The 23,694-nt window shown below is 66.5% G+C and carries 28 protein-coding genes; 11 read left to right on the top strand and 17 right to left on the bottom strand.

Translation table 11 applies throughout. The features are described 5' to 3' along the window. Positions 1–124: 124 nt before the first annotated feature. Genes MWU52_RS09680 through clpS form a run of 3 tightly spaced genes read right to left on the bottom strand, consistent with a single transcriptional unit; the run spans position 125 to position 2,278 of the window. Positions 125–940, bottom strand: coding sequence for an SDR family oxidoreductase (locus MWU52_RS09680; RefSeq protein WP_246951479.1), 816 nt, complete (start codon positions 938–940; stop codon positions 125–127). Beyond that, positions 937–1,914 (bottom strand): methyltransferase, encoded by a 978-nt coding sequence (locus MWU52_RS09675; protein ID WP_246951477.1) that lies wholly within the window; start codon positions 1,912–1,914, stop codon positions 937–939. Before MWU52_RS09675 ends, MWU52_RS09680 begins: the two co-directional genes overlap by 4 nt. A gap of 10 nt (positions 1,915–1,924) precedes the next feature. Next, positions 1,925–2,278 (bottom strand): ATP-dependent Clp protease adapter ClpS, encoded by a 354-nt coding sequence (gene clpS, locus MWU52_RS09670; protein WP_246951476.1) that lies wholly within the window; start codon positions 2,276–2,278, stop codon positions 1,925–1,927. A gap of 77 nt (positions 2,279–2,355) precedes the next feature. Between clpS and MWU52_RS09665 the strand changes: the two genes are divergently transcribed. Next, positions 2,356–3,051 carry an HAD family hydrolase gene (locus tag MWU52_RS09665; RefSeq protein WP_246951474.1) on the top strand — a complete coding sequence of 232 codons (696 nt, stop codon included), beginning with the start codon at positions 2,356–2,358 and terminating at the stop codon, positions 3,049–3,051. Positions 3,052–3,067: 16 nt separating this feature from the next. Here the strand turns inward: MWU52_RS09665 and serS are convergent, their stop codons facing one another. Beyond that, complete coding sequence (gene serS / locus MWU52_RS09660; protein WP_246951472.1) at positions 3,068–4,360, bottom strand: serine--tRNA ligase; 1,293 nt, start codon at positions 4,358–4,360, stop codon at positions 3,068–3,070. Between the two features lie 165 nt (positions 4,361–4,525). On the opposite strand from serS, the gene yajC reads away from it, so the two are divergent. From yajC to MWU52_RS09635, 5 genes are read left to right on the top strand one after another with little or no spacing between them, the layout of a single operon-like run. Beyond that, a complete protein-coding gene (gene yajC / locus MWU52_RS09655) occupies positions 4,526–4,846 on the top strand; it encodes a preprotein translocase subunit YajC (RefSeq protein ID WP_246951470.1) in 321 nt (106 codons plus the stop codon). A 1-nt stretch (position 4,847) separates the two neighbouring features. Continuing rightward, a complete protein-coding gene (secD, locus tag MWU52_RS09650; protein WP_246951468.1) occupies positions 4,848–6,512 on the top strand; it encodes a protein translocase subunit SecD in 1,665 nt (554 codons plus the stop codon). A gap of 1 nt (position 6,513) precedes the next feature. Continuing rightward, positions 6,514–7,479 carry a protein translocase subunit SecF gene (gene secF / locus MWU52_RS09645; RefSeq protein ID WP_246951466.1) on the top strand — a complete coding sequence of 322 codons (966 nt, stop codon included), beginning with the start codon at positions 6,514–6,516 and terminating at the stop codon, positions 7,477–7,479. Continuing rightward, the gene (locus MWU52_RS09640) at positions 7,472–8,224 is read left to right on the top strand and encodes a sulfite exporter TauE/SafE family protein (protein WP_246951464.1); all 753 of its coding nucleotides are present in this window, start codon (positions 7,472–7,474) and stop codon (positions 8,222–8,224) included. Before secF ends, MWU52_RS09640 begins: the two co-directional genes overlap by 8 nt. A gap of 24 nt (positions 8,225–8,248) precedes the next feature. Next, positions 8,249–8,605 (top strand): Mth938-like domain-containing protein, encoded by a 357-nt coding sequence (locus tag MWU52_RS09635; RefSeq protein ID WP_246951462.1) that lies wholly within the window; start codon positions 8,249–8,251, stop codon positions 8,603–8,605. Between the two features lie 9 nt (positions 8,606–8,614). Here the strand turns inward: MWU52_RS09635 and MWU52_RS09630 are convergent, their stop codons facing one another. Both MWU52_RS09630 and MWU52_RS09625 read right to left on the bottom strand, forming a co-directional pair. Then, complete coding sequence (locus tag MWU52_RS09630; RefSeq protein ID WP_246951460.1) at positions 8,615–9,094, bottom strand: hypothetical protein; 480 nt, start codon at positions 9,092–9,094, stop codon at positions 8,615–8,617. 102 nt (positions 9,095–9,196) lie between these two features. Then, a complete protein-coding gene (locus MWU52_RS09625; protein WP_246951459.1) occupies positions 9,197–9,631 on the bottom strand; it encodes a VOC family protein in 435 nt (144 codons plus the stop codon). A 135-nt stretch (positions 9,632–9,766) separates the two neighbouring features. Between MWU52_RS09625 and thyX the strand changes: the two genes are divergently transcribed. The 4 genes from thyX to MWU52_RS09605 all read left to right on the top strand — a co-directional run bounded on the left by thyX (position 9,767) and on the right by MWU52_RS09605 (position 12,944). Beyond that, entirely contained in the window at positions 9,767–10,666 is a 900-nt protein-coding gene (gene thyX / locus MWU52_RS09620) for an FAD-dependent thymidylate synthase (protein WP_246951457.1), read from the top strand. Positions 10,667–10,774: 108 nt separating this feature from the next. Then, positions 10,775–11,377 (top strand): type I restriction endonuclease, encoded by a 603-nt coding sequence (locus MWU52_RS09615; protein ID WP_246951454.1) that lies wholly within the window; start codon positions 10,775–10,777, stop codon positions 11,375–11,377. A 60-nt stretch (positions 11,378–11,437) separates the two neighbouring features. Further along, positions 11,438–12,439, top strand: a complete 1,002-nt coding sequence (locus tag MWU52_RS09610) for an IS1595 family transposase (RefSeq protein ID WP_246951452.1) — start codon at positions 11,438–11,440, stop codon at positions 12,437–12,439. Positions 12,440–12,485: 46 nt separating this feature from the next. Then, positions 12,486–12,944 carry a hypothetical protein gene (locus tag MWU52_RS09605; protein ID WP_246951450.1) on the top strand — a complete coding sequence of 153 codons (459 nt, stop codon included), beginning with the start codon at positions 12,486–12,488 and terminating at the stop codon, positions 12,942–12,944. A gap of 75 nt (positions 12,945–13,019) precedes the next feature. Here the strand turns inward: MWU52_RS09605 and MWU52_RS09600 are convergent, their stop codons facing one another. The 3 genes from MWU52_RS09600 to MWU52_RS09590 are packed head-to-tail and all read right to left on the bottom strand — an operon-like array spanning position 13,020 to position 16,165. Further along, a complete protein-coding gene (locus tag MWU52_RS09600) occupies positions 13,020–14,300 on the bottom strand; it encodes an FAD-binding oxidoreductase (RefSeq protein ID WP_246951449.1) in 1,281 nt (426 codons plus the stop codon). After that, positions 14,293–15,654: a glutamine synthetase family protein gene (locus MWU52_RS09595; RefSeq protein ID WP_246951447.1), complete on the bottom strand. Its 1,362-nt coding sequence runs from the start codon at positions 15,652–15,654 to the stop codon at positions 14,293–14,295. Before MWU52_RS09595 ends, MWU52_RS09600 begins: the two co-directional genes overlap by 8 nt. Beyond that, a complete protein-coding gene (locus MWU52_RS09590) occupies positions 15,641–16,165 on the bottom strand; it encodes a type 1 glutamine amidotransferase (protein ID WP_246951445.1) in 525 nt (174 codons plus the stop codon). The genes MWU52_RS09595 and MWU52_RS09590 overlap by 14 nt, the downstream gene beginning before the upstream one ends. A gap of 304 nt (positions 16,166–16,469) precedes the next feature. Between MWU52_RS09590 and MWU52_RS09585 the strand changes: the two genes are divergently transcribed. Continuing rightward, positions 16,470–16,907: a CAP domain-containing protein gene (locus MWU52_RS09585; RefSeq protein ID WP_246951443.1), complete on the top strand. Its 438-nt coding sequence runs from the start codon at positions 16,470–16,472 to the stop codon at positions 16,905–16,907. Here MWU52_RS09585 and MWU52_RS09580 read toward each other — a convergent pair. The 8 genes from MWU52_RS09580 to MWU52_RS09545 form a co-directional block, all read right to left on the bottom strand. Next, on the bottom strand, positions 16,904–17,740 hold the full coding sequence (locus tag MWU52_RS09580; protein WP_246951441.1) for an EamA family transporter: 837 nt from the start codon (positions 17,738–17,740) through the stop codon (positions 16,904–16,906). The genes MWU52_RS09585 and MWU52_RS09580 overlap by 4 nt on opposite strands. Next, positions 17,737–19,086 carry a glutamine synthetase family protein gene (locus MWU52_RS09575; RefSeq protein WP_246951439.1) on the bottom strand — a complete coding sequence of 450 codons (1,350 nt, stop codon included), beginning with the start codon at positions 19,084–19,086 and terminating at the stop codon, positions 17,737–17,739. Before MWU52_RS09575 ends, MWU52_RS09580 begins: the two co-directional genes overlap by 4 nt. Then, positions 19,083–19,889 (bottom strand): ABC transporter permease subunit, encoded by an 807-nt coding sequence (locus tag MWU52_RS09570; protein ID WP_246951437.1) that lies wholly within the window; start codon positions 19,887–19,889, stop codon positions 19,083–19,085. Before MWU52_RS09570 ends, MWU52_RS09575 begins: the two co-directional genes overlap by 4 nt. Next, positions 19,886–20,629, bottom strand: a complete 744-nt coding sequence (locus tag MWU52_RS09565) for an ABC transporter permease subunit (protein ID WP_246951435.1) — start codon at positions 20,627–20,629, stop codon at positions 19,886–19,888. The genes MWU52_RS09570 and MWU52_RS09565 overlap by 4 nt, the downstream gene beginning before the upstream one ends. 226 nt (positions 20,630–20,855) lie before the next feature. Then, positions 20,856–21,590: a transporter substrate-binding domain-containing protein gene (locus tag MWU52_RS09560; protein ID WP_246951434.1), complete on the bottom strand. Its 735-nt coding sequence runs from the start codon at positions 21,588–21,590 to the stop codon at positions 20,856–20,858. Positions 21,591–21,646: 56 nt separating this feature from the next. Continuing rightward, positions 21,647–22,420: an amino acid ABC transporter ATP-binding protein gene (locus MWU52_RS09555; RefSeq protein ID WP_246951432.1), complete on the bottom strand. Its 774-nt coding sequence runs from the start codon at positions 22,418–22,420 to the stop codon at positions 21,647–21,649. A 31-nt stretch (positions 22,421–22,451) separates the two neighbouring features. Next, positions 22,452–23,192, bottom strand: a complete 741-nt coding sequence (locus MWU52_RS09550; protein ID WP_246951429.1) for a PhnD/SsuA/transferrin family substrate-binding protein — start codon at positions 23,190–23,192, stop codon at positions 22,452–22,454. Then, positions 23,189–23,629: a TerB family tellurite resistance protein gene (locus MWU52_RS09545; RefSeq protein WP_246951428.1), complete on the bottom strand. Its 441-nt coding sequence runs from the start codon at positions 23,627–23,629 to the stop codon at positions 23,189–23,191. The genes MWU52_RS09550 and MWU52_RS09545 overlap by 4 nt, the downstream gene beginning before the upstream one ends. Positions 23,630–23,694: the final 65 nt, after the last annotated feature.

Here is a 23,694-nt window from a genome sequence, read left to right as displayed (position 1 = left end):
TTGCGGATCCCTGGGATCCGGCTGGGAATTTGTGCAAGAGAGCAAATCGGGCGAAGGCGCAGTTTGCGTGTCTGGTCGCAAGGTCCAGTGTCGACGGCAGATAAACTGAGTCTATCTTTACTGCTCAGTGTGCCGGCTCCACCACCGGGTCGATCAGGGTCCGTCCGCCATCCACCGTCAGGACCTGACCGATCATGAACCCCGACGCGTCCGAGGCCAGGTACTGCACCGTCTCGGCCAGTTCGGACGGGGCTGCGATGCGGGCGAGGGGGGTGGCGCGCACGATCGCGTCGCGCAGCTCCTCGTCGGCGTCGGCCAGCCGGGTGCGCAGGTTCGTCGACATGATCGAGCCGAGCGCCACCCCGTTCACGCGGATGCGCTCGGGCGCGAGGCTTACCGCCAGACTGCGGGTCGCCTGATCCAGCGCCGCCGCGCTGATCGAATAGGCCAGCAGCTCCGGCTGGGTCCGCCGCCCGGCGATGGAGCCGATATTGACGATCGTGCCGATGATGCCCTCGTCGTCATCCGCTTCGGCGGCCTGGTGGATCATGCGCTTGGCGACTGCCTGGCTCAAGCGGAGCGCGGTCAGCAGGTTCTGTTCCAGCAGCGTCATGACCGAGTTGTCCTCGGGGTCGAGCGGATCGGTGATCAGGATCTGGCGGGAGGCGTTGACCAGGATGTCGACACGGTCATAGGCGTCGATCGTGGCCGAAAGCAGGTTCGCGATCGTCAGCCGCTCGCGCAGGTCGCCCGCGAAGTAGTGAAGCCGTGCGCCGTCCTCGGTCTGTGCGTCGCCGACCTCGGCGGCCAGCCGCGCCTCGTCGCGGTCGGCGAACATCACGTTCGCGCCCTGTTCGACGAAATGCCGCGCGATGGCGAGGCCCACACCATTGGCCGCCCCCGTCACGATCGCGGTCTTGCCCTCGATGCTGAGGCTCATGTCCGTCTCCGCTTCGGTCTGCGCGCGTCGATCACCTTGTACCCCGCCTCGTCCGCCAGGACCACAACCTGGGCGAACACCTCCGCCAGCGTGGCCTCGTAGGGCAGGTGACGGTTGGCCACCAACACGAACCGCCCCCGCGGGGCCGTCAGATCCGCGGCGGCCCGCACGAACGCGCGGCCCAGTTCCGGATCGGCCTTGCGCGAGGTATGGAATGGCGGGTTCGAGATCACCGTGTCGAACGGCCCGCCCCGCCAGATGGTTGCGTCGGCCCAGTGGTAGGCCGCGCGGGCATCGGCAATGTTCTCTCGTGCGCAGTCCAGCGCGTCCCGTTCGGCCTCGACCAGTGCGACTGCGGTCACCCTGTCCGAGGCGAGGACGGCGCGCGCAAGGTATCCCCATCCGGCGCCTAGGTCGCAGACGGTGCCGTCGAGATCCCGAAGATGGCGTGCCAGAAGGGCCGAGCCCGGATCCACGCCGTCGGCCGAGAACACGCCGGCCCGTGTCACGAAACCCGCCACATGGCGCGGCAGGTCGTGCCAGTCGCCGGGCGCGGGTTGCGCGGGGAACGCAAAGCACTTGCCATGCGCCTTAGCGAAGACCTCCCCGACCGTGAAGGCGCGCCGGCAGTCGCGTAGGATCGATTCCACACCGTCCGCCTTGGCGCCGTCGACGACCACCGGGCCCCCCGCCGGAACGGCCGCGCAGGCCTGGGCGATCATGTCGCGCGTCTGCGCCTTGGACCGCGACACGAACACCACGGCGCCTTCCACCTCGACCTCCAGCCGCGGCGCGACGGAAAGGCCCCTGGCGGTCAGGGCGTCGTGGGCGGGGCGAAAGCCGTGGACGGCGTGCAGGCGGTCCGGCCCCAGACCGTCCAGATCCAGGTCGGCCGGCGGGCGCATCAACAGGACGCGCCCTTCGGGCAGCGCGACGGCACCGGCCGCGAGGGCTGTGGACAGGCGGACGCTCATGGGCGGAGGATTATTCCTCCTTCTCCATCGTGCATTGCAGCGGGTGCTGATGGCGGCGCGCGAAATCCATGACCTGCGCGACCTTGGTCTCGGCGATCTCGTGACTGAAGACGCCGACCACGGCGAGGCCCTTCTTGTGGACGGTCAGCATGATCTCCACCGCGTGGCTGTGTCCGATCTGGAAGAACTTCTCGAGAACCATCACGACGAACTCCATCGGCGTGTAGTCGTCGTTCAGAAGCAGGACCTTGTAGAGCGGCGGCCGCGCGGTCTTCGGCCGCGTCTTCGTGACGACCGAGACGTCGCCATCGCCATCGCCGCCACCGGGCGTGTCGGCCATGTTGTGCGGATCGGGACGACGCATCTTCGCTCCGTATCGGGGATGACGTGGTGAAAGCCGTAATATAGTCAACCGGCACGACAGGAAAAGGGGTCGCTTCCATGACGGTCACGACGATCGGTTTCGACGCCGACGACACCCTTTGGCACAACGAGACGTTCTTCCGCCTGACACAGGATCGTTTCGCCGCGCTGTTGGCCGACCATGCCGACCCCGATCACCTGATGGACAGGCTCCTGGCGGCCGAGCGCCGGAACCTCGGACATTACGGGTTCGGCATCAAGGGTTTCACGCTTTCGATGATCGAGACGGCGATCGAGGTGACCGGAGGTCGGGTGCCGGCCGCGGTGATCGGAGAGCTGTTGGAGGAGGGGCGCGAGATGCTGCGCCATCCCGTCGACCTGATGCCCGGTGCCGAGGATTGCGTGCGGCGCCTGTCGGAAACCCATACGCTGGTGCTGATCACCAAGGGCGACCTTCTGGACCAGGAGCGGAAGCTGGCCGAGTCGGGATTGGGCGACCTCTTCGACGGTATCGAGATCGTCAGCGACAAGACTGCCGGCACTTACCTGCGCGCGTTTGACGCCCATGGCGACGGGGCGGATCGGGCACTGATGGTGGGGAACTCGCTCAAATCCGACGTGATCCCGGCGATCGAGGCGGGCGCGTGGGGCGTGTTCTGCCCCTCGGAGATCGAATGGGCGCTGGAGCGGGCCGACGCACCCCGGGACGCGCCGCGGTTCCGCCGCATCACGACGTTGCAGGACCTGCCCGACCTGGTGGCGCGCCTGGGCTGAGGCGAGCCTCCGGTCGTCAGGCCAGCATGCCCTCCGGCGTCAGGGTCAGCCGTCCCCCCAGCCAGGGTCCCAGCGCGTCGGGCAGCTTGACCGAACCGTCCGCCTGCTGGCCATTCTCCAGAACCGCGATCAGGCAACGCCCGACCGCGAGGCCGGAACCGTTCAGCGTGTGCACGAACTCAGGCTTGCCACCGCCGGCGGGTTTGAATCGGGCGTTCATCCGCCGGGCCTGGAAATCGCCGGTGGTCGAAACCGACGAAATCTCGCGATAGCTGTCCTGTCCGGGCAGCCAGACCTCGATGTCATGCGTGCGGCGCGCGCCGAACCCCATGTCGCCGGTGCACAGGACGACTGTCCGATAAGGCAGCTCGAGCCGTTCCAGGATCCCCTGCGCCAGGCCGGTCATCCGGTCCAGTTCGGCCCGGCTGTGGTCAGGATGAGTGATCGAGACCATCTCCACCTTCTCGAACTGGTGTTGGCGCAGCATGCCCGCGGTGTCGCGGCCCGCGCTGCCGGCCTCCGAACGGAAGCAGAGCGTGTGCGCCACCATGCGCCGGGGCAGCGCGCCTTCGTCCAGCACGTCGCCGGCGACGGAATAGGTCAGCGTCACCTCCGACGTGGGGATCAGCCAATAGCCCTCGCGCGTCAGGAAACTGTCGTCGCCGAACTTCGGCAGCTTGTCGGTGCCCAGCATCGCGTCGTCGCGCACGAGGACGGGGGTCATGTGCTCCTCCAGCCCGTTTTCGGCGACATGCGTGTCCAGCATGAACTGCGCCAGCGCCCGGTGGATGCGCGCGACCGATCCGCGAAGCATCACGAACCGCGCGCCCGACAGCTTGGCGGCGGTCTCGAAATCCATGCCGGGGCGGACGCCGGCGATATCGAAATGCTCGGCCGGGGCGAAGTCCATCCGGCGCGGCGTGCCCCAGCGGTGGAGTTCGACATTCGCGGCCTCGTCCTCGCCGTCGGGCACATCGGCATCCGGCAGGTTCGGGATCTCCAGCAGGGCGTCGCGCAGCTTGCCGTCGGCCTCGCGGGCCTGGTCTTCCAGCATCGCGATCTCGGCCTTCTTGTCGGCCACCAGCCCGCGCAGACGCTCGAACTCGGCCTCGTCGCCGGCGGCCTTGGCCGCGCCGACCTGCTTGGACGCCGCGTTCCGGTCCGCCAGCGCGGCCTCGGCGCCGGTGATCGCGGCCCGGCGCGCCGCGTCCAGCGCAAGCAGCTCCGCCGAAATCGGCGCCAGGCCCCGGCGCCCCAGCGCCGCGTCGAAGGCGGCCGGATCGTCGCGGATGGTGCGGATGTCGTGCATGGCGTGGTCCTCGGGCTATCCGTGTCTCGGGCGCCACATGCCACAGGCCGTGCGACGGGACCAGAGGTTGCCAGCCCCGCTTGCGCCCCCCAGATGCCGCTTATAGGTTGCCGCCACTTCTGACAGGGGGTGCGCGACGACGCCCCATCGATCAAGGGACCAGACATGTTCGCTACCCCCGCCTACGCCCAGGACCTCGGCGGCGCGGCCGCCGGCTTCGGCAGCTTCGTTCCCCTGCTGCTGATCTTCGCCATCATGTATTTCCTGCTGATCCGTCCGCAGCAGAAGAAGATGAAGGAGCACAAGGCGATGATCGAGGCCCTGCGCCGCGGTGACCAGGTCATCACCGGGGGCGGCGTCATCGGCAAGGTCTCGAAGGTCAAGGACGATGGCGAGGTCGAGGTCGAGATCGCGGATGGCGTGAAGATCCGGGTTGTGCGCGCGACGATCACGCAGGTCCTGTCCAAGACAGACCCGGCCACCTGACATGTTGCAGATCGCGCTGTGGAAGCGCCTCACGATCCTGCTCGTCTGCCTGGTCGGGCTGTCGCTCGCGCTGCCCAACGTGTTCTACACCCGCGCCGAACGTCACAACGACGCCGTCCAGGCCATCGAACGCGGCGCCGTCACGACGCCCGAAATCGAGGCCGATCTGGCGCAGTGGCCGGAAATTCTGCCGTCAAGCCTGGTAAACCTAGGGCTGGACCTGCGCGGTGGTGCGCATCTGCTGGCCGAGGTCCAGCTCGCGGACGTCTACGAGGGTCGCGTCGACGGCTATTGGCCCGAGGTGCGCGACGTCCTGCGGGATCTGCGCGACGCGGTGGGCACGATCCGCCGGCAGGAGGCCCCGGCGGGCGAGTTGCGGGTCCGCATAAGCCGCCCCGAAGGTTTGCAGGCTGCCGTCGACGCCGTGCGCGGCCTGGCCCAGCCCATCGTCAGCCTGACCGGCGTCGGCCAGTCCGATATCGAGGTCACAGGAAGCGGCGACACCCTGACCCTGCGCCTGTCGGAGGCCGAGCGTTCCGCGACCGACGACCGCACGATGGAGCAATCGCTGGAGATCATCCGCCGCCGCGTGGACGAGGCCGGAACACGGGAGCCCACCATCCAGCGGCAGGGTTCCGACCGTATCCTGATCCAGGTGCCCGGCATCGGGTCTGCGCAGGAACTCAAGGAGTTGATCGGCACCACCGCGCGCCTGACGTTCCACCATGTCAGCGGGCGGACATCCGACCCGCAGGAGCGTGTAAGCCCCGATCAGCTCATGTTCCCCTCGCTGGACGAGCCGGACACGTTCTACCTGCTGGAACGCATCCCCGTCGTCACGGGCGACGACCTGGTCGACAGCCAGCCCGGCTTCGACCAGAACGGCCAGCCTGCGGTCACGTTTCGGTTCAACCCCGCGGGCGCGCGCGCCTTCGGCAACTATACCGCCGACAATGTCGGCGCCCCTTTCGCGATTGTGCTCGACGAGGAGGTTGTGACCGCGCCCGTCATCCGTCAGCCGATCACCGGCGGGTCGGGGCAGATCACCGGCAACTTCACCGTTCCCGAGGCGAACCAGCTTTCGATCCTGCTGCGCGCCGGCGCGCTTCCGGCCGAGATGACCTTTCTGGAGGAGCGCACCGTCGGCCCCGAACTGGGACAGGACAGCATAGATGCGGGCCAGATCGCCGCCCTCGTCGCGATGGCCGCCGTGGTGGTCTTCATGATCCTGAGCTACGGGCTGTTCGGTGCGTTCGCGACCGTGGCGCTGGGTGTCAACGTCGCGTTGATCTTCGGGGTGCTTTCGCTGATCGGCGGCACGCTGACGCTGCCCGGCATCGCCGGCATCGTGCTGACCATCGGCATGGCGGTGGATGCCAACGTCCTCGTCTTCGAGCGGATCCGCGAAGAGCTGAAATCCGCGCGCGGCCCCGCCCGGGCTATCGAGCTGGGCTATGAACGCGCATTGTCGGCGATCATCGACGCCAACATCACGACGTTCATTATCGCGGTGATCCTGTTCACCCTCGGCTCCGGCCCGGTGCGCGGTTTCGCGGTGACCTTGGGCATCGGGATCCTGACCAGCGTGTTCACGGCGATCTTCGTCACGCGCCTGCTGATCGTGATCTGGTTCGAACGCCGTCGCCCCAAGCAGATCGAGGTCTGACATGCGCCTGAAACTCGTTCCGCAGGAAACGAACTGGGATTTCTTCCGGTATCGCAAGGTCACCTTCGGGGCGTCCGTGGTCGCGATGATCGCCAGCGTCCTGATCTGGCTGACGGTCGGGCTGAACTTCGGAATCGATTTTCTGGGCGGCACGACCATCCGCACCGAGAGCACGCAGGCCGTCGACGTCGGCGATTATCGCGATGCGCTGCAGACGCTGGACCTGGGCGACATTACCATCACCGAAGTGTTCGACCCTACCTTCGGCCCCGACCGAAACGTCGCGCAGATTCGCATCCAGGCGCAGGACGGCGCCGAGGCGGTCACGCCCGAGACCATCGCCGCCGTCGAGGCGGCGCTTCAGGAGGTCGATCCGTCGCTGACCTTCCCGTCGGTCGAGTCGGTCGGTCCAAAGGTGTCCGGCGAGTTGATTATCACGGCCCTTCTCGCCGTCGGGGCCTCGCTCGTCGCGATCCTGTTCTATATCTGGCTCCGCTTCGAATGGCAGTTCTCGGTCGGGGCGGTGGGGGCCCTGTTCCACGACGTCATCCTGACCATCGGCGTCTTCAGCCTGCTGCAGATCCGGTTCGATCTGGCCACGATCGCGGCGCTGCTGACCATCATCGGTTATTCGATCAACGACACTGTCGTCATTTTCGACCGGCTGCGGGAAAACCTGATCAAGTACAAGAAGACGCCACTGATCGAGGTGATGAACCGCTCCGTCAACGAAACGCTCAGCCGGACGCTGATGACCTCGGGGACGACGCTGATCGCGCTCCTCGCGCTGCTGATCCTGGGCGGCGACGTGATCCGCGGGTTCGTTTTCGCGATTTTCTGGGGCGTCATCGTCGGCACCTATTCCTCGGTCTACGTAGCCAAGAACATTGTGCTTTGGCTGGGCGTCGATCGCGACCCGAAGAAACCTTCCGACGCGGGGACGCAATTTTCCGAAGTCGATGCCTGACGCATTGGGATCGGTCCTGGCGGAGCCGGGGCTGATCTGGCTTGCGGCAGCCGTATTCCTTGCAGGTCTGATCTACGGCTTCGCGGGCTTTGGATCGGCACTGGTCTTCATGCCGGTCGGTGCCCGTATCCTTCCGCCTGAACTGGCCGTCGCGGTTTTCGCCATTACCGGGATCGGGTCCGTCTTCACGATGCTGCCGCGCACATGGCCGCGCGCCGACCGCCCCGCGACCGTCTGGATGATACTGGCCGCGCTCGCATCCATGCCGATCGGTATCGTGCTGCTGATCCGGACGGATCCGGTTCCACTGCGATGGGCAATCTGCGGGCTTGTCGCGTTGACGCTCGTGGCGGTCGTATCGGGGTGGAAGCTGCGCCTGGGATCGGGACCGGTTCCGCGCCTCACACTCGGTTCCGCGGCCGGGTTCGTGGGCGGGACGACCGGACTACTCGGGCCGGTCGTGATCCTGACCACCCTGGCGTCGGGGGACGCGGCCGACCGCATGCGGGCGAACCTCTCGAGCTTCCTGACCATCGTGAACGTCGCCCTCCTGCCGATGCTCTGGGTCGGGGGCGCCTTGACCGGACCGGTACTCTGGATGGGCGCGGTGCTGCTTCCGGTCTATATGGGTGGCACGCTGATCGGGGCCGCGCTGTTCCGGCCCGGGGCCGAGCGCCTGTATCGTCGGGTCGCCTATCTGGTCGTGGTCGGGGCCGTCCTTCTGGGCCTGCCCTTGTTCGACTGAGGGTGGCAGACTAAGTCCCGCCACATGGATCTGAGCGAGATGGAATTCGACAATGCCCGCCCGTTCGACGGCTATGGGCCGGGCTTCTTCCGCATCGGCGGTCGGGTGATCGAGGGCGCGCTGGTATTGCACCCGGGCGGCATCCTGCCCTGGGGCGGTCTGGCGGATGTCGCAACCCCGATGGAACTGGCCGGGAAAGTCGATGTGATCTGCGTCGGCACGGGGGCGGAAATCGCCCACCTGCCGCCCGACCTGCGCGCCGCGGCCGACGAGGTCGGGTTGGGGCTGGAGGCGATGAACAGTCCCGCCGCCTGCCGGACCTACAACGTCCTCGTCAGCGAAGGGCGTCGCGTCGCGGCCGCCGTTCTGCCCGTCGGCTGAGCGGTCGCGTCAGCCGGCCGTGGCCACGGCGCCGGGGCTGCCGTATCCCAGATCCTCGAAGATGCGGCCCACTTCCGCCTCGTTGTAGCTGTCGTCCGCGCCGCGGGACTTGTAGCGTTCGCCATGCGCAATCGTGATCGCGTTGTCGAAATCATCCAACACCCCGGCCTGCTCCTCCGGGAGGGCGGCGCGTTCTTCGCGGGTGGCGTTGCCCCAGGATGACAGTTGCTCCAGATCCTCGTCGTTCAGGGTGCTGAGTTGCGACTTGAAATGGTCGTGCAGCAGGATGTCGTAGGGAACATAGGCGTAGGACGGCCGCGTTTCCCGTTCCTGGACGCGGGCGCCGATGTTGAAGTTCAACTGCCCGATCCGGTCGGCATAGAGCCAGGCCAATGATGCAGCGAGCCCCGCGAGCCCGGCCGCAAGAACCGCGAAATTGACCGATACCTGCCCGGATTCGTCCTGCAGGAAGGGATGTCTCTTTGCCATTTGGCCGGTCTCCGTCTTCGTCGCGACGGGCCCTTCGACCCGATCTTCGCGGATCTTATGGCGCGGGATTCGGGCAAAATGATGATCGCGCGAACGTGGGCTTTACCAGTGACCGGTGTTCTCCATGCTGGCCCAGGGTTCCTGCGCGGGCTTCGCGTCGCCGGCCTGAAGCAGTTCGATCGAAATGTTGTCGGGCGACCGCACGAAGGCCATGTGCCCGTCCCGGGGCGGACGGTTGATGGTGACGCCGTTGTCCATCAGTGCCTGGCAGGTCGCGTAGATATCGTCGACGCGATAGGCGAGGTGCCCGAAATGGCGGGAATCGCTGGGCAAGCCATCGTCGCCGTCCCAGTTGTAGGTCAGCTCGATATCGGCGCGACCGTCGTCCTGGCCGGGCGGGCATAGGAAGACGAGGGTGAAGCGGCCCTTTTCGTTCTCGCTGCGGCGGCGCTCCTCCAGGCCCAGCATCTTGTAGAATGCGATGCTCTCGTCGAGGTCCTTCACGCGGACCATCGTGTGCAGATATTCGAGTCCCATACGGTTCCAACTCCCTGGAGATCCATGTCGGCCCGACGGGGGATCCGCGTCGGACATATCTCCGACCTAGCACATCCGGTTGCGCCCGCCACACCGCCCGCTAGCATGCCGGAAACAGCCGCGAGGGGGACGGGCATGACACCGGAACAGCAGGCCGAAATCGACGAGCTTCGCGCCAATCCGCAGCCCACGCTGCGCGCCGTCGCGCCGGGGATGGAGGCGCGGCTCTACACCCCGCACAAGGTGCTCGACCACGGCTTCGTCCGGGTGATCGACTATATGGGCGACGACGCGGCGATCTGCCAGGCGGCGCGCGTCTCCTACGGGCGGGGCACCAAGGCGGTGTCGAACGACGAGGGGCTGATCCGCTACCTGATGCGGCACTGGCACTCGACCCCGTTCGAGATGTGCGAGGTCAAGCTGCACGTCAAACTGCCTGTCTTCGTCGCCCGCCAATGGATCCGGCACCGCACGGCGAACGTGAACGAATATTCGGCGCGCTACTCGATCCTGGACCGGGAGTTCTACATCCCCGCGCCCGACGACCTGGCGGCCCAGTCCGTGGTCAACAACCAGGGCCGGGGCGAGGCGCTCGCGGGTGAGGAGGCGCAGCGCGTCCTCGACTGGCTGCGCGAGGACAGCGACCGCGCCTACGACCACTACGAGGCGATGATTTCGCAGGACGGCCAGCAGGGCCTGGCCCGCGAACTGGCCCGCATGAACCTGCCGGCGAACATCTACACGCAATGGTACTGGAAGGTGGACCTGCACAACCTGTTCCACTTCCTCCGCCTCCGCGCCGACCCCCACGCCCAGATGGAGATCCGCGTCTATGCCGAAGCGATGTGCGAGATCGTCCGCGACTGGGTCCCGCTCGCCTACGGCGCGTTCGAGGATTACCGCTTGGGCGGGGCGTCGTTGTCGGCGACGGGGGTTGAGTGCGTGCGGCGGATGCTGGCGGGGGAAGATGTGACGCAGGAAACGAGCGGGATGTCGAAGGGGGAATGGCGGGAGTTTATGGGGGTGGTGGGGTGACTTCCTAGCTCTGAGCGCCGTGCGTTGGTTACCGATCCTCGTTCTACAAGTTACGATAGCATTTTGGTCTGCTCTCGCTATTGTCGAAGTGCGAAGCGAGGAGTGACGATGAGTTCGATAGAGACGACGATTGCAGCCTTGGCCGATCGGATTGTTCAGCATAGCGCCAACATGCAGACCGAAGAGGCCGTAAAGACCTCGTTCGTTCTGCCGTTTCTGCAGGCGCTTGGATACGATGTTTTTGACCCTTCCGAAGTGGTGCCCGAGTATACAGCCGATACTCCGGGGAAGCGGGGTGAAAAGGTTGATTACGCCATCGTAAGAGACAAGAAGGTCGCGATCCTCATTGAGTGCAAGGGATTATCAACTCCGCTTAACGATAAGCACCTTTCGCAATTGTTTCGCTACTTCTCTGTGACTGAGGCTCGGTTTGCCATACTCACGAATGGGCGGGAGTATCGTTTCTACAGCGACCTCGAAGCGGCGAACAGGATGGACAAGAAGCCATTCTTCACCTTCGACGTATGCGATCATTCGGGTTATTCACTGGCAGAGCTCGCGAGTTTCAGCAAATCGTCTTTCAATGTTGATGTGATATTGGAGCAAGCCGAAAGACTTAAGTATGTCAACCTCGTAAAGGGGTGGATAGCGGGAGAGATGGAATCCCCTTCGGACGAACTGTGCGGGAATGTCAGCAGATCGTGTTGGTAGGGCTTCGTTAGTGGGTGATCGGGCCAATGTTGCTTGGCCCCGAACCCGCTGGAGAAGCCGATGCCCGGCACCGATACATCTGCGCGCCTGCTCGACCGTCTGCTAAGATCTATTTCAAATCTGCCTCCTGCGCAAATCGCCAGGGCAGAGGCCGCGCTCGCCACTGCTCGCCGACGCGCCGAGGCCGTGGTCGAGATCGACGCCGTCGGAGAAGAACGGGCTTGCCCGGATTGCGGCGGTCAGCATCGCTCCCGCTGGGGTAAGACCCGAACCGGTGCGCAGCGCTGGCGGTGTGGGGATTGCGATCGCACCTGGACAGGCCGGTCGGGCACACCGATTGCCCGCGTCCACCGCCCCGGCCTTTTCATCGAGGTGGCACGCAACATGCTCGATCCCGACGATGCGCCACTGTCGTGCCGAAAGCTCGGCAGCCGTCTCGGTATTTCCCGGGATACCGTTTGGCGTTGGCGGATGGTGGTCCTGGACCAACTCAAGACCGTTGCGCCTGATGTGCTTTCCGGCATCATCGAGACCGACGATACGGCGCAGCGTGAGAGCCGCAAGGGCTCGCGGGAGTGGGTGCGCCACCAGCGCGACCCCTCGCAGCCAATGCCACCTCGCCGACGCTGGTATGAATACCCGAACCGCAGGCCACCGAAGGCCATCGCCAAGGCGTTCGAGGAGCCTATACTGGGCGTAGTCGATCGCGCCGGCCGCGCCAGCTTCCAGCACCTCTTCGACAAGCGTCAGCCGGCGATAGATGCCGCGCTCGTGCCGCAGGTGGCTCCGGACGCGATGGTGCTGTTCGACGGCGCGCCGCAGTATGAAGCCATCGCGAAAAGCCGCGGCATCTCCTACCACATCCTCTACGGAGGCAAACGGGGTCGCCGCACGCCAAGGGCATATCACCTCAACACCGTGAACTCCCTCCACGCCCAATGGGAGGAGTTCATCCCGCAATGGCGTGGTCCAGCGACCAAGTATCTCGATGGCTACGCTCGCTGGCTCGTGGCGCGCAGATGGGCCGACCCGGTGTCCTTGTTTCGAGCGGTCATCACCTGATCAGGTCTCTGCCAACACGATATGCTGACATTCCCAACTGTGCAGAATGGCCGCAAGAGCCGTCTATGAGGGTTCGGCGACGGCTGCCGTTCGCGAAGAGATGGGGAAGGCAATCAAGACTTCCTTTCGCGAAATTGTTCGCGAGCGCGTTCGTTCTCGCCTCTCGAACGCCTTAGATAGCGAACATGTTGAGGAAGATATCGAAGAAGATGGTGACGGGATCGAAACGACGCAGGAGGAGGTCGAGGGTTTCCTGACGGTCAAGGCGATTGTTCGATCTGTTGTCGATAGCAAGCGGGTACACATTCGGGACGCGAAATCTTACTGTGCGATATTGCTGGACGACAACAATCGTCGTCCGTTGGCTCGGCTCCACTTCAACGGAAAGAAGAAGCTAGTCGGCCTATTCGATGGGGATAAGGAAGATCGGGTTCCAATTGAGCAATTGGATGATATTTACCATTTGAGTGAGCGGATCACAGCTACAGCGCGAAAATACGATTAGAGCGAACATGGGGTGGGTGAAAGCTACCATTGGTCGATCGGGTCGGCGTTGCAACATTGGTGGATTTTACCCACCCTATAGGCGATCCACCAACCCACCCCAAACCATCCCCGCCTGCGCCATCCACCCGCCGAGCCACCGTCCCCCCGGCAAGGCCGGCACGGGCAGCCCCGCCAGCAGGTCGAACCGTCCCCGCTCCCCCTGCATCGCCTCCACGCAGACCTTCCCGAACAGCCCCGACAGCGCCAGTCCATGCCCCGAGTACCCCCCGGTGGCAAAGACGCCGGGCGCCAACTCCGCGAGATAGGGCAGGCGGGTGGCCGTGACGGCGAGGGTGCCGCCCCAGGCATGCGTCAGGGGCACGTCGCGGAGGTCGGGATAGACTCGCGCGATGTTGGCACGGACGCGGGCACGGATGTCGCGGGGGAAGCGCTTGCCGTAGCTCTCGCCCCCGCCATAGAGGAGCCGTCCGTCCCGCGTCTGCCAGAAATAGTTTACGACGAAGCGGGAATCGGCGACCGCGACGGGGTTGGCCATCGGGGGCGCGTCGAGCGGTTCGGTCACGGCGATGTAGTTGTTGATCGGCAGGACGCGCGCCGCCGTCTTCGCCGTCAGATGCGGGGCGTAGCCGTTGGTGGCGTGCAGGATGTGGCGCGCGGAGACGGTGCCCTGCGCGGTCGCGACGCGGCCCGGGGCGATGCGGTGGACCTCGGAGGTTTCGTGGATGGTCACGCCGGCGTCGATGCAGGCACGCGCGAGGCCGAGCGCATAGGCCAGCGGGTTGATGTAGCCGCCCGATGCGTCGAGCACGCCGCCGGCATAGGCGCGTGTGCCGATGCGGGCCTCCATGTCGTCGCGGTCGAGGATCTCGGTGGCGGTGCCGTGGCGGGCGGCCATCCAGGCGGCGGCCTCGCGGGCGGCGGCGAATTCGGCCTCGGTGCAGCAGGCGGACAGGATGCCGGGACGCCAGTCGGCCTCGGGCGCATGGGTGGCGACGAGGTCGCGGGTGAGGGTCTTAGCATCCTCGGCCAGCGTCCAGAGGGCGCGGGCCTTGTCGGGGCCGAGCTTGGCGGCGAGCTTGCGCTGCGACCAGTTGAAACCGGACCCGACCTGGCCGCCATTGCGCCCCGACGCGCCCCAGCCGACCCGCTGTGCCTCGAGGATCGTGACCGACAGGCCGGCCTGCGCGGCATGGATGGCGGCGGAGAGGCCGGTGAGACCGGCGCCGACGATGCAGAGGTCGGCGTCGGCATGGCCCCGAAGGGGGGGGTGCGGGTCGGGCAGGGTCAGGCCCTTGGCGTACCAGGTGGCGGGCCAGGTGCCGCGGTCGCCATTGGCGTGAAGCCAGCTAGACATTCAGAAGGAGGTGTTCCCGCTCCCATGGCGAGATCACCTGGAGGAAGGCGCCGTTCTCGAGCCGTTTCACGGCGGAGTAGATGGCGGCGAAATGCGGGTGCAGGACCTCGTGGATTTCGGTCGCGCGGTCGAACAGGTCGATGGCGGTGGACAGGTCGCGCGGGATGCCGTCGGCGCTGTCATAGGCGTCGCCGGTGAATTGCGGCGCGGGGTCGATCCTGTTGATGAGGCCGAGATAGCCGCAGGCCAGCGACGCGGCGAGGCCGAGATACGGATTGCAATCCATGCCGGCGATGCGGTTCTCGATCCGCTTGGCCGAGGGTTCGGAGACGGGAACGCGCAGGCCGGTGGTGCGATTGTCGCGACCCCATTCGAGGTTGATGGGCGCCGCGAAGTCGCGGACGTAGCGCCGATACGAGTTCACGTAGGGCGCCAGCAGCGCGATGACCGAGGGCAGGTGGTGCTGCATCCCGCCGATGAAGTGCAGGAACTCTGGCGTCTCGGTCCCGTCGCCGCCGTCGAAGAGGTTGGTGCCGGTGGCCATGTCCACGACCGAATGGTGGATGTGCATGGCCGAGCCCGGCTCCTCCTGGATCGGCTTGGCCATGAAGGTGGCGTAGCAATCATGGCGGAGCGCGGCCTCGCGGATGAGGCGCTTGAAGTAGAAGATCTCGTCGGCGAGCTTGACCGGGTCGCCGTGGCGCAGGTTCATCTCGACCTGGCCCGCGCCGCCCTCCTGCAGGATGCCGTCGATCTCCAGGCCCATGGCTTCGGCGAAATCGTAGATGTCATCGATGACGGGGCCGTATTCGTCGACGGCGGACATGGAATAGGCCTGACGCGCGGCGGCGCGGCGGCCGGACCGGCCCATCGGCGGCTCCACCGGTTTGGAAGGGTCGGTGTTGCGGGCCACGAGGTAGAACTCCATCTCGGGCGCCACGACGGGTTTCCAGCCGCGCGCCTCGTAGAGGTCGACCACGCGCCTGAGCACGTTGCGCGGCGCCATCGGGACGGGCTCGCCTGCCTGGTCGTGCATGTGGTGGATGATCTGCATCGTCCAATCGGCCGTCCAGGGCGCGGCGCAGGCGGTGCTGAAATCGGGCGTCAGCACCATGTCGGGTTCAAGGAAGGCCGCGTCGCCATCGTCGGCCCAGTCGCCCGTGATCGTCTGCTGGAAGATGGAGTTGGGCAGGTAGAACTGCGCCTGCTTGGCGAACTTGGCTGCTGGCATGGCCTTGCCGCGCGCGATACCCGACAGATCGGCGACGATGCATTCCACCTCGTCCAGGCGGCGGCCCTCGATATAGGCTTGGGCATGGGTCGGGGCGCGGTCGATCCAGTCAGGCGTCGACATCGGCGTGCCTCGTCAGGAAGAACCGAGCGATCACCGCGCCAAGCCGGACATTGTCGACCGCGCTGTGGCGATCTTCCTTGGCCGCCTCCATCCGGTCGTCGGGATAGGTTCCGGTGCCCTGCCGCAGGGCGACGAAATCGGCGATCAGGTCGCTGCCGTATTCGGGATGCGGCTGCACCGTCAGCACGCGGTTTCCGTAGGCGAGGATCGCATTCGGGCAGGACGCGCTGCCGGCAAGGCAGACGGCCCCCTCGGGCAGGTCGACGACCTGATCCTGGTGCCAGGCGTTCAGGGCCAGCCGTCCCCCGCCGGCGGTTTCGTAGATCTGCCGGCCGAGCGACCATCCGCCGATATGCTTGACCACGCGTCCACCAAGCGCCTGAGCGGCGATCTGATGCCCAAAACAGACGCCGACCAGCGGAACGTCGCCCGCATGGGCCTCGCGAATGAAACGCTCTAGCGCGGGGATGAAGGCATGGTCTTCATACGCCCCATGTTTTGAGCCCGTCACAACCCAACCGTCGGCATCACGGATCGAGCCCGGAAAGACCATATTCTCGACATCATAGGCTGCAAAAGAAAAGCCATGACCGTCGAGAAGCCGACAGAACATTCCATCGTAGTCGCCATGACTGGAAAGCAACTCTGCCGGGGTGTGCCCGGCTTGGAGAATTCCGATTTTCATGACGGCCTGTTCATGGGTTCGACGCGGCGACGCTAGGCCGGGTGAGAGACCACTGCAAGGTGGCGCACATCGGAAACGAAGAGGGACAGGCGCCGAGGGACGCGCCGCTTGAAGAGAAGGTAAGAGACCCATGATCCTGCGTGCTATCGCATTGGCAATTCTTGTCGCGGCCCCCGTTTCGGCGGGCGAAGTGCCCGAGGCCCTGCGCTTGGCGTCCGAAGCGCGAAAGCAGAACGGCTTGCCTGGTCTGCGGCACGACCGTCGCCTGGCCGCCGCAGCCGAGGTTCAGGCCCGCCACATGGCGTCGACCGGCAAGATGGGCCACAAGGGACCGCGCGGCTCGCGCCTGCAGGACCGGCTGGAGGCGACCGGCTATCGTGCCTGCGCCGGCGCCGAGAACGTGGCCATGGGGCAGCAAACCGCGCAGCGCGTGACGGTGGGTTGGATGGGATCGCGGGGCCATCGCCGCAATATCCTGAACCGCGACGTGACGCATGGCGCCGTCGCCGCCGTGCGCGACGCGCGTGGCACGGTCTGGTGGGCCATGGTCCTCGGCCGGCACTGCTAAAGCCGGGTCAGCGCAACGCCGCTGACGATCAGGATCGCGGCCGTCAGCTTCCACCGGTCGAGCCGTTCGCCGAGAACCATACGGCCGATCAGCACCGCGAATAGGATCGACGTCTCGCGCAGCGCGCCGACCAGTGCGATGGGTGCCACCGTCATCGCCCAGACGGCAATGGCGTACGCGCCATAGCTGGCCGCCGCCGCCGTGGCACCCAGTGACCATGCCCGCAGGTCCGCGCGCCAGATCGCGACGCCCCGCAGAACGGTGATCAGCGGCGCGAAGACCACCACGTCGAGGATGAACAGCCAGGCCACGTATTGCGCGGCCGCGACCGACAGGCGCGCGCCGGAACCGTCGGCGATGGTGTAGCCCGCCGTCATGAGCGCCGAACCCAATGCATAGGGGACCAGGCGCCGCGCTTCGCGTGCGCGCAGCGAACCGGCGGCCATCGTCGCGATGCCGGCGCCGAGAACCAGCACGCCCAGCGTCTCGGCCGGGCGCAGCACATCTGCGAGCAGGAGCGGCGAGACCAGAAGCACGATCATCGGCGCGGCCCCGCGGGCGATCGGGTAGACCCGGCTGAGGTCGCCCTGTTCATAGGCGAAAGCGAGGAAGAGCTTGTATCCGGCGTGGAACGCGCCGGAGGCGAGAAGCCAAGGCCAGATCGCGGCATCGGGCAGCGGATAGGCCAGCGCGATGGCGCAGCCCAGCAGGCCCTGAACCAGCGTCATGATTGCCATGCCGCCGACCTTGGACGCACCCGACTTGATCAGCGCGTTCCACCCGGCATGCAGGAAAGCGGCGCCCAGAACCGCGGCCAGGACGCCGGCGCTCACACCGTATCCAGATAGAGGTCGACGCGTTCCGCCGGACTCAACTCTTCGATGTCGCGCAGTTCCTGGCGCTTGGTCAGGACCATGTTGCGGGTCAGGGGACGGGGCAGCAGGCGGTGCGTCCAGGCGTCGGCTTCGAACCGGTCGATGGCCGCGGACCAGTCGGTCGGAATGCGCGGCAGGTCGAGCGCGTAGGCATTGCCGGTGATCGGGTCGGGCGGCGGTGCCGCATCCTCGATCCCGCAAAGCGCGGCGCCGAGGATCGAAGCCAGAAGCAGATAGGGGTTCGCGTCCCCGCCGGAAATCCGGTGTTCGATCCGTCGCGCCGCGGGGGGCGAGGCCGGAATACGGATGGCGGTCGTCCGGTTCTCGTAGGCCCAGCACAGGCCGGTGGGCGCGTGGGCCCCGGGAACCAGCCGGTCATAGCTGTTCTGATGTGGCGCGAAAATCAGCGTGGACGCCGGCGCGGCGCCCAGCAGACCCGCGACCGCATGATGCAGGACCGGCGAACCCGTGGCCGAGCCATCGTCGAAGACGTTGCGCCCGCGCGCGTCGAGGACGGAGAAATGCACATGCATCCCGTTGCCGGCATAGTCCGGATAGGGCTTGGCCATGAAGCTGGCGGCGAAGCCGTGCTTGCGGGCCTGCCCCTGAATCAGCAGCTTGAACAGCCAGGCATCGTCTGCCGCCTTCAGCGCATCCGGCTGGTGGGCCAGGTCGATCTCGAACTGGCCGATCCCGGCTTCGGAGATGGCGGTATTGGCCGGAATATCCATCGCCTCGCAGGCGTCGTAGAGCTGGGTGAAGAAGATGTCGAACGCGTCGAGCGCGCGCATCGACAGCGTCTCGGCCCCGAGGCGGCGCTTGCCGGATCGCGGTGAGGGCGGAACCCGCAGCTGCCGCGCACTGTCGTCGATCAAATAGAACTCCATCTCGGTCGCGACGACGGGCGTGAGGCCCCGCTTGGCATAGCGCGCCAGCACGGCGGCCAGCGCGTGACGCGGGTCGCCCGCGAAGGGGCGGCCGTCGTCGTGGTACATCCACACGGGCAGCAGCGCGCTCGGCGTTTCCAGCCAGGGCATCGGCACGAAGCCCCGTTCCGTGGGGCGCAGCAGGCCGTCGACATCGCCGGTATCGAAGACCAGGGGGCTGTCCTCAATATCCTCGCCCCAGATGTCGAGGTTCATGATCGAGAACGGAAAGCGCGTGCCGTCCGTCTCCAGCTTGTGGGCGAAGCGGCGGGGGATGCGCTTGCCGCGGGCCTGGGCATTCAGGTCGCAGGCGGCGACCCGGACGGAATGGATCTGCGGGTTCGCGTGCAGCCAGCCGTCGGGCGCCGCGTCCGTCATCGCATGACCTGGGCCAGAAGCCCCGGCCGCCGCACCGCCGCCTGAGGCAGATGCCGGTTCAATCGCCGATTCACCAGGCCCATCGCGCCGATGATGCAGAGCGACAGGAGGATGAAGTAGCCCGCGAGGATCGGGTAGGGGACGAACGGGTTGAACGTCTTGTCGGCGAAGTAGCTGGCGTAATAGAGCGCGTCGCCCTTCTGCTGGCGGGCGGGGAAGCCGGTGAAGAAGACGAGCGTCGTGGCGTGGAAGAGGAAGATCGCCTCGTTCGTGTAGGCGGGCCAGGCGAGGCGCAGCATGGTGGGCCACGTGATCCGCCGAAAGCGCCGCCAGCCGGTCAGGCCGTAGGCCGACGCCGCTTCCTGGTCGCCCTTGGGGACGGATTGCAGCGCGCCGAAGAAGATCTCGCCAGAATAGGCGGCGGTGTTCAGAAACAGCACGACCAGCGCACCCGCCCAGGCAGAGGAGAGCGGCTCGAACACTGGGAAGGCCTGTTTCAGGGACAGGAACAGGAAGTAGCCGAAGAAGAACTGGATGAAGAGGGGCGAGCCGCGGAAAACGAAGATGAACCATTCCGCCGGTTTGCGTGCCAGCGGGTTCGGGGATGCCTTGCCGACGGCAAGGAGGGTGGCGAAGGCGAACCCCGTCAGCAGCGCAATGATCCCGAAATAGACGTTCCAGATCATGCCCGACCCGATCAGCGTGAATTGCTGGCAGAGCGTGAAGTCGGTGCGTGGCAACAGCCTTTCGCCGTAGCCGAGCGACCGCAGGCCGTAATCCAGGATCGTCTGCGCGCAGCTCATGTCGCGGTCCTGCGCATGGCCTCGCCCGCGGCGGTGGCCTGTCCGTGGCTGAGGTGGCGCATCAGACGGGCAAGCACCACCTCGGAGACGCGCGTGAAGCAGAGGTAGAAGACGAGAAGCGCCAGGAAGTACCACATCCGCCAGTCGGGATGCGGATAGTCGGAGAACCGTGCGGTCTTGGCTGCGCCCAGTTCGCGCGCCCAATAGACGATGTCCTCGACCCCCAGCAGGAACAGGAGCGGCGTCGCCTTGATCAGCACCATCCACAGGTTGCCGAGACCGGGCAGGGCATAGACCCACATCTGCGGCACGGTGATGCGCCAGAAGGTCTGGCGGCGAGTCATGCCGTAAGCCTCCGCCGTTTCGACCTGGGCGCGGGGCACGGCGCGCATGGCGCCGTAGAGAACGTTGGCGGCGAATGCGCCGAAGACGATAGCGAAGGTCAGGACGGCGAGCGCGAAGCCATACGTCTCGTGCACCCATTGCGGTGACGTGCCGAGCGGCATCTTGGCCTGGGCGCAGACGAGGAAGTCGCTGCCCTGCCGGACCGGTTGGTCCCAGCCGGGGCAAAGCACCTTGTGGCGCAGATACTCGATGCCCTGGTCGAGCGCGATCACGAAGAACAGGAAGAACGCGATGTCGGGCACGCCGCGCACGATCGCGATGTAGCCCTTGCCGAACCACCGCAGCGGCGCGACCGAGGAGCGCGCGGCTATGGCGCCGCCGAAGCCGAAGGCCATTGCCGTCGGCGCCGTGATCGCCAGAAGCAGCAGGACCGTTCCGAAAGCGGCGTAGAACGACAGGTGCTTGCCCGTCGTCAGGTAGCACAGCAGCCAGTTCAGGCCGGACAGCGTGTCGGGGTCGGTGCAGACGAAGATGGCCGGAATGTCCCAAAGCGGCGCCCATTGGCGGGCGTCTTATCATGGTGTCGGTCGGGGGCGGATCGGACCGCCCCCGACCCCAGTCTTACTCGAACGTCTTGGCGTCTTCGCCGAACCACTTCACGATCAGTTCGTTCAGGCTGCCGTCCTCCTTCATCGAGGTGATGGCCGCATCGAACTTCTCGCGCAGGTCGTCGTCGCTTTCACGCAGGCCCAGGCCGATGCCTCCGCCCAGCGGCACGTCTTCGCCCGTGAAGGTCAACTCGCCGCCCGATTCCTCGACCGTGGGGGCGAGCGCGTCCTTGTCGGCGAAGACCGCATCGGCCTCGCCGTTGCGGACGGCGGCGACGGTTTCGTCATAGGTTGCGAATTCCAGCAGGGTGGCACCGGATTCGGCGACGTGGCTGGCCTGGATCGTGCCGGTCTGCGCGGCGATCACGCCGCCTTCCAGATCCGCGCCCTCATCCATCGCGACGTAGGCCGAGGCGGCGGGCGGGAAGTAGTTCTGGGTGAAGTCGATGACCTCCTCGCGCTCTTCGGTGATCGACATGCCGGCGATGATCGTGTCGTAGTTGCCCGACGTCAGGTTCGGAATGATCGAGTCCCATTCATTGGTGACCCATTCGCAGGTCAGCTCGGCCCGCGCGCAAAGCTCGTCGCCGACCTCGCGCTCGAACCCGTCGACCTCGCCTGCATCGTTAAGGAAGTTGTAGGGCGGGTACTGCCCCTCGGTGCCCATGCGCACGGTCGTGGCATGCGCGTCGGCAAGGGCCGCGCCGGTCGTCAGCACCAGGGCCGCGGCGGTCAGGATCAATTTCATCTTCGGTCTCTCCATGTTGTGCCTCCCCTTCTTTCATGCGGGGATGGCGGGTGATTTCAGGCCGCGACGGCGTTCAGGAAGCCGCGCAGGCGTTCGCTCCGGGGGTTGTCGAACAACGCGTCGGGCGCGTTCTCCTCCTCGATCAGGCCCTTGTGCAGGAAGATGACGCGGTCGCTGACGTCGCGGGCCAGGTTCATGTCGTGGGTGACGATGACCATGGTGCGCCCCTCCTCGGCCAGGGCCTTGATGACGCGCACGACCTCCTGCTCCAGCTCCGGGTCCAGCGCGCTGGTCGGCTCGTCGAAGAGAAGCGCCTTCGGTTCCATGCAAAGCGCACGCGCGATGGCCGCGCGTTGCTGCTGGCCGCCGGACAGTTGCGCGGGCCAGGCATCGGCCTTGTCGCCGATCCCCACCTTGTCGAGATAGCCGCGCGCCGCGTCCTCCACCTGTGCGGGATCGCGGCCCAGGACGTGAACCGGCGCCTCCATCACGTTCTGCAGGACGGTCATGTGCGACCACAGGTTGAACGACTGGAACACCATCGACAGGTTGGTGCGGATGCGGGTGATCTGGGCGGCGTCGGCGGGCCGGCGGTCGTGGCCGGTGCCACGCCATTTCACCGGCTCCTCGCAAAACAGGATGTCGCCCTGCTGGCTGTCCTCCAGAAGGTTGGCGCAGCGAAGCAGCGTGGATTTGCCCGATCCCGACGACCCGATCAGCGAGACCACCTGACCCTGCCGCGCATGCAGGTCGACGCCGCGCAGCACCTCCAGCTGACCATAGGCCTTGTGAAGATTGCGGATTTCAAGGACGGGCGGTGCGTCGGTCACATGTGGCTCGGGTTGCGGACTCGTCGCACGTTTACGCCGCAAATCCGGGCGGATTGCAATGGGCACGGGGCGTCGACAGCACCGGCGGGACCGGTGGCGGCGCGGCATACGCGTCATCGTCCAGGCGGACGAGACCCGCCAGCCGGATGGCCCGCCGGTCGGTGGCCGGCATGGCGGCGATCGCACCGGCCAGAGCGTCGAAGAGCGTGGGCACAAGATCCGGCCGGGCGGTCACGAAGGGCGGTGCGGGGGTCGGCGGCGTGGTCGCACGGATCGCCACATCATCCCGAGGCGCCATTGCCCAGGTGACCGCGTCGATCGCCGCCATCGCGCATTCGCCTGACGCGACGGCATTCAGCGAGGCCGCGTGGCTGCCGGTGACGGTGGCCGGCCCGGTCAATCCCGCATCGGCCAGGGCGCCCCAGCCCGACTGGCTGTCGACCGCGTTGATGGCGATCCCCGCCTCCGCCAGCACGGCCAGCGGACGTCGGTCACTGGCTTGCGCCACCAGATGCGACGCATAGTGTCCGGCCGGCAAACCAGGCAGGTCCCAGACCGGCGTGCCCACCAGATGGACGTGCCGGGATAGGCCGAGACGAAGGGGCAGCGAACAGGTGAAGGCCAACAGCAGGTCCGGGTGTCGCCAATGCGCGCCGAAATCCTCGGGCCAGGTCAGCGCCGGCGGGCCGAACCCCAGCCGGGCGCGCACCTCAGGCCACAACCTGTCCCAGACCGGACGGGTGGCCGGATACCAACCCAGGCTTGCGATCATCGGCGGCCTTCGGCGCGCTGTCGGGCCAGGTTGCTGTCGCGGTCGTTCACGCCAAGCAGATTGGCCAGAAGCCGCAGCAACCCGTCCTCCTCGTCGTCGCGGATGCCGTCGGCCAGAACGACGGACCACAGCGCTTCGATCACCGCGATCCGGTCCTCCAGCGGGACGGCATCCTTGATCGCGCGGGTGAACCGGACGGTGTCGGGCGCCTCGGCCTCCAGTTCCTCGGCCTGCGCGCGCAGGGCACGGGCGGCGTCGGGCGTCAGACTGTGGCGCGCGATCAGGATTCGGTCGATCCGGTCGACCTCGGCGGGCGCATAGTCCCCGTCGCTTCGCGCCACGCGCACCATCAGCGCGGCCAGCGCAAGCTGGGCATCCGGCTCGGGCAGGCGTTCTGGCTCGTCCGCCGTCAAGCGCCGGAGAAGGTCAGCGAACATTGGCAGGTTTCCTTTCCGTCGGGTTTCGTGTGGCAGGGGCCGCCGCGCTGCGGGACGGCATGATG

The organism is Jannaschia sp. S6380, assembly GCF_023015695.1.
In the GTDB taxonomy this organism is placed as follows: Bacteria; Pseudomonadota; Alphaproteobacteria; order Rhodobacterales; family Rhodobacteraceae; genus Jannaschia.
The sequence above is the reverse complement of the archived record's forward strand: the minus strand, read 5'-3'. Positions and strand labels throughout refer to the sequence as shown.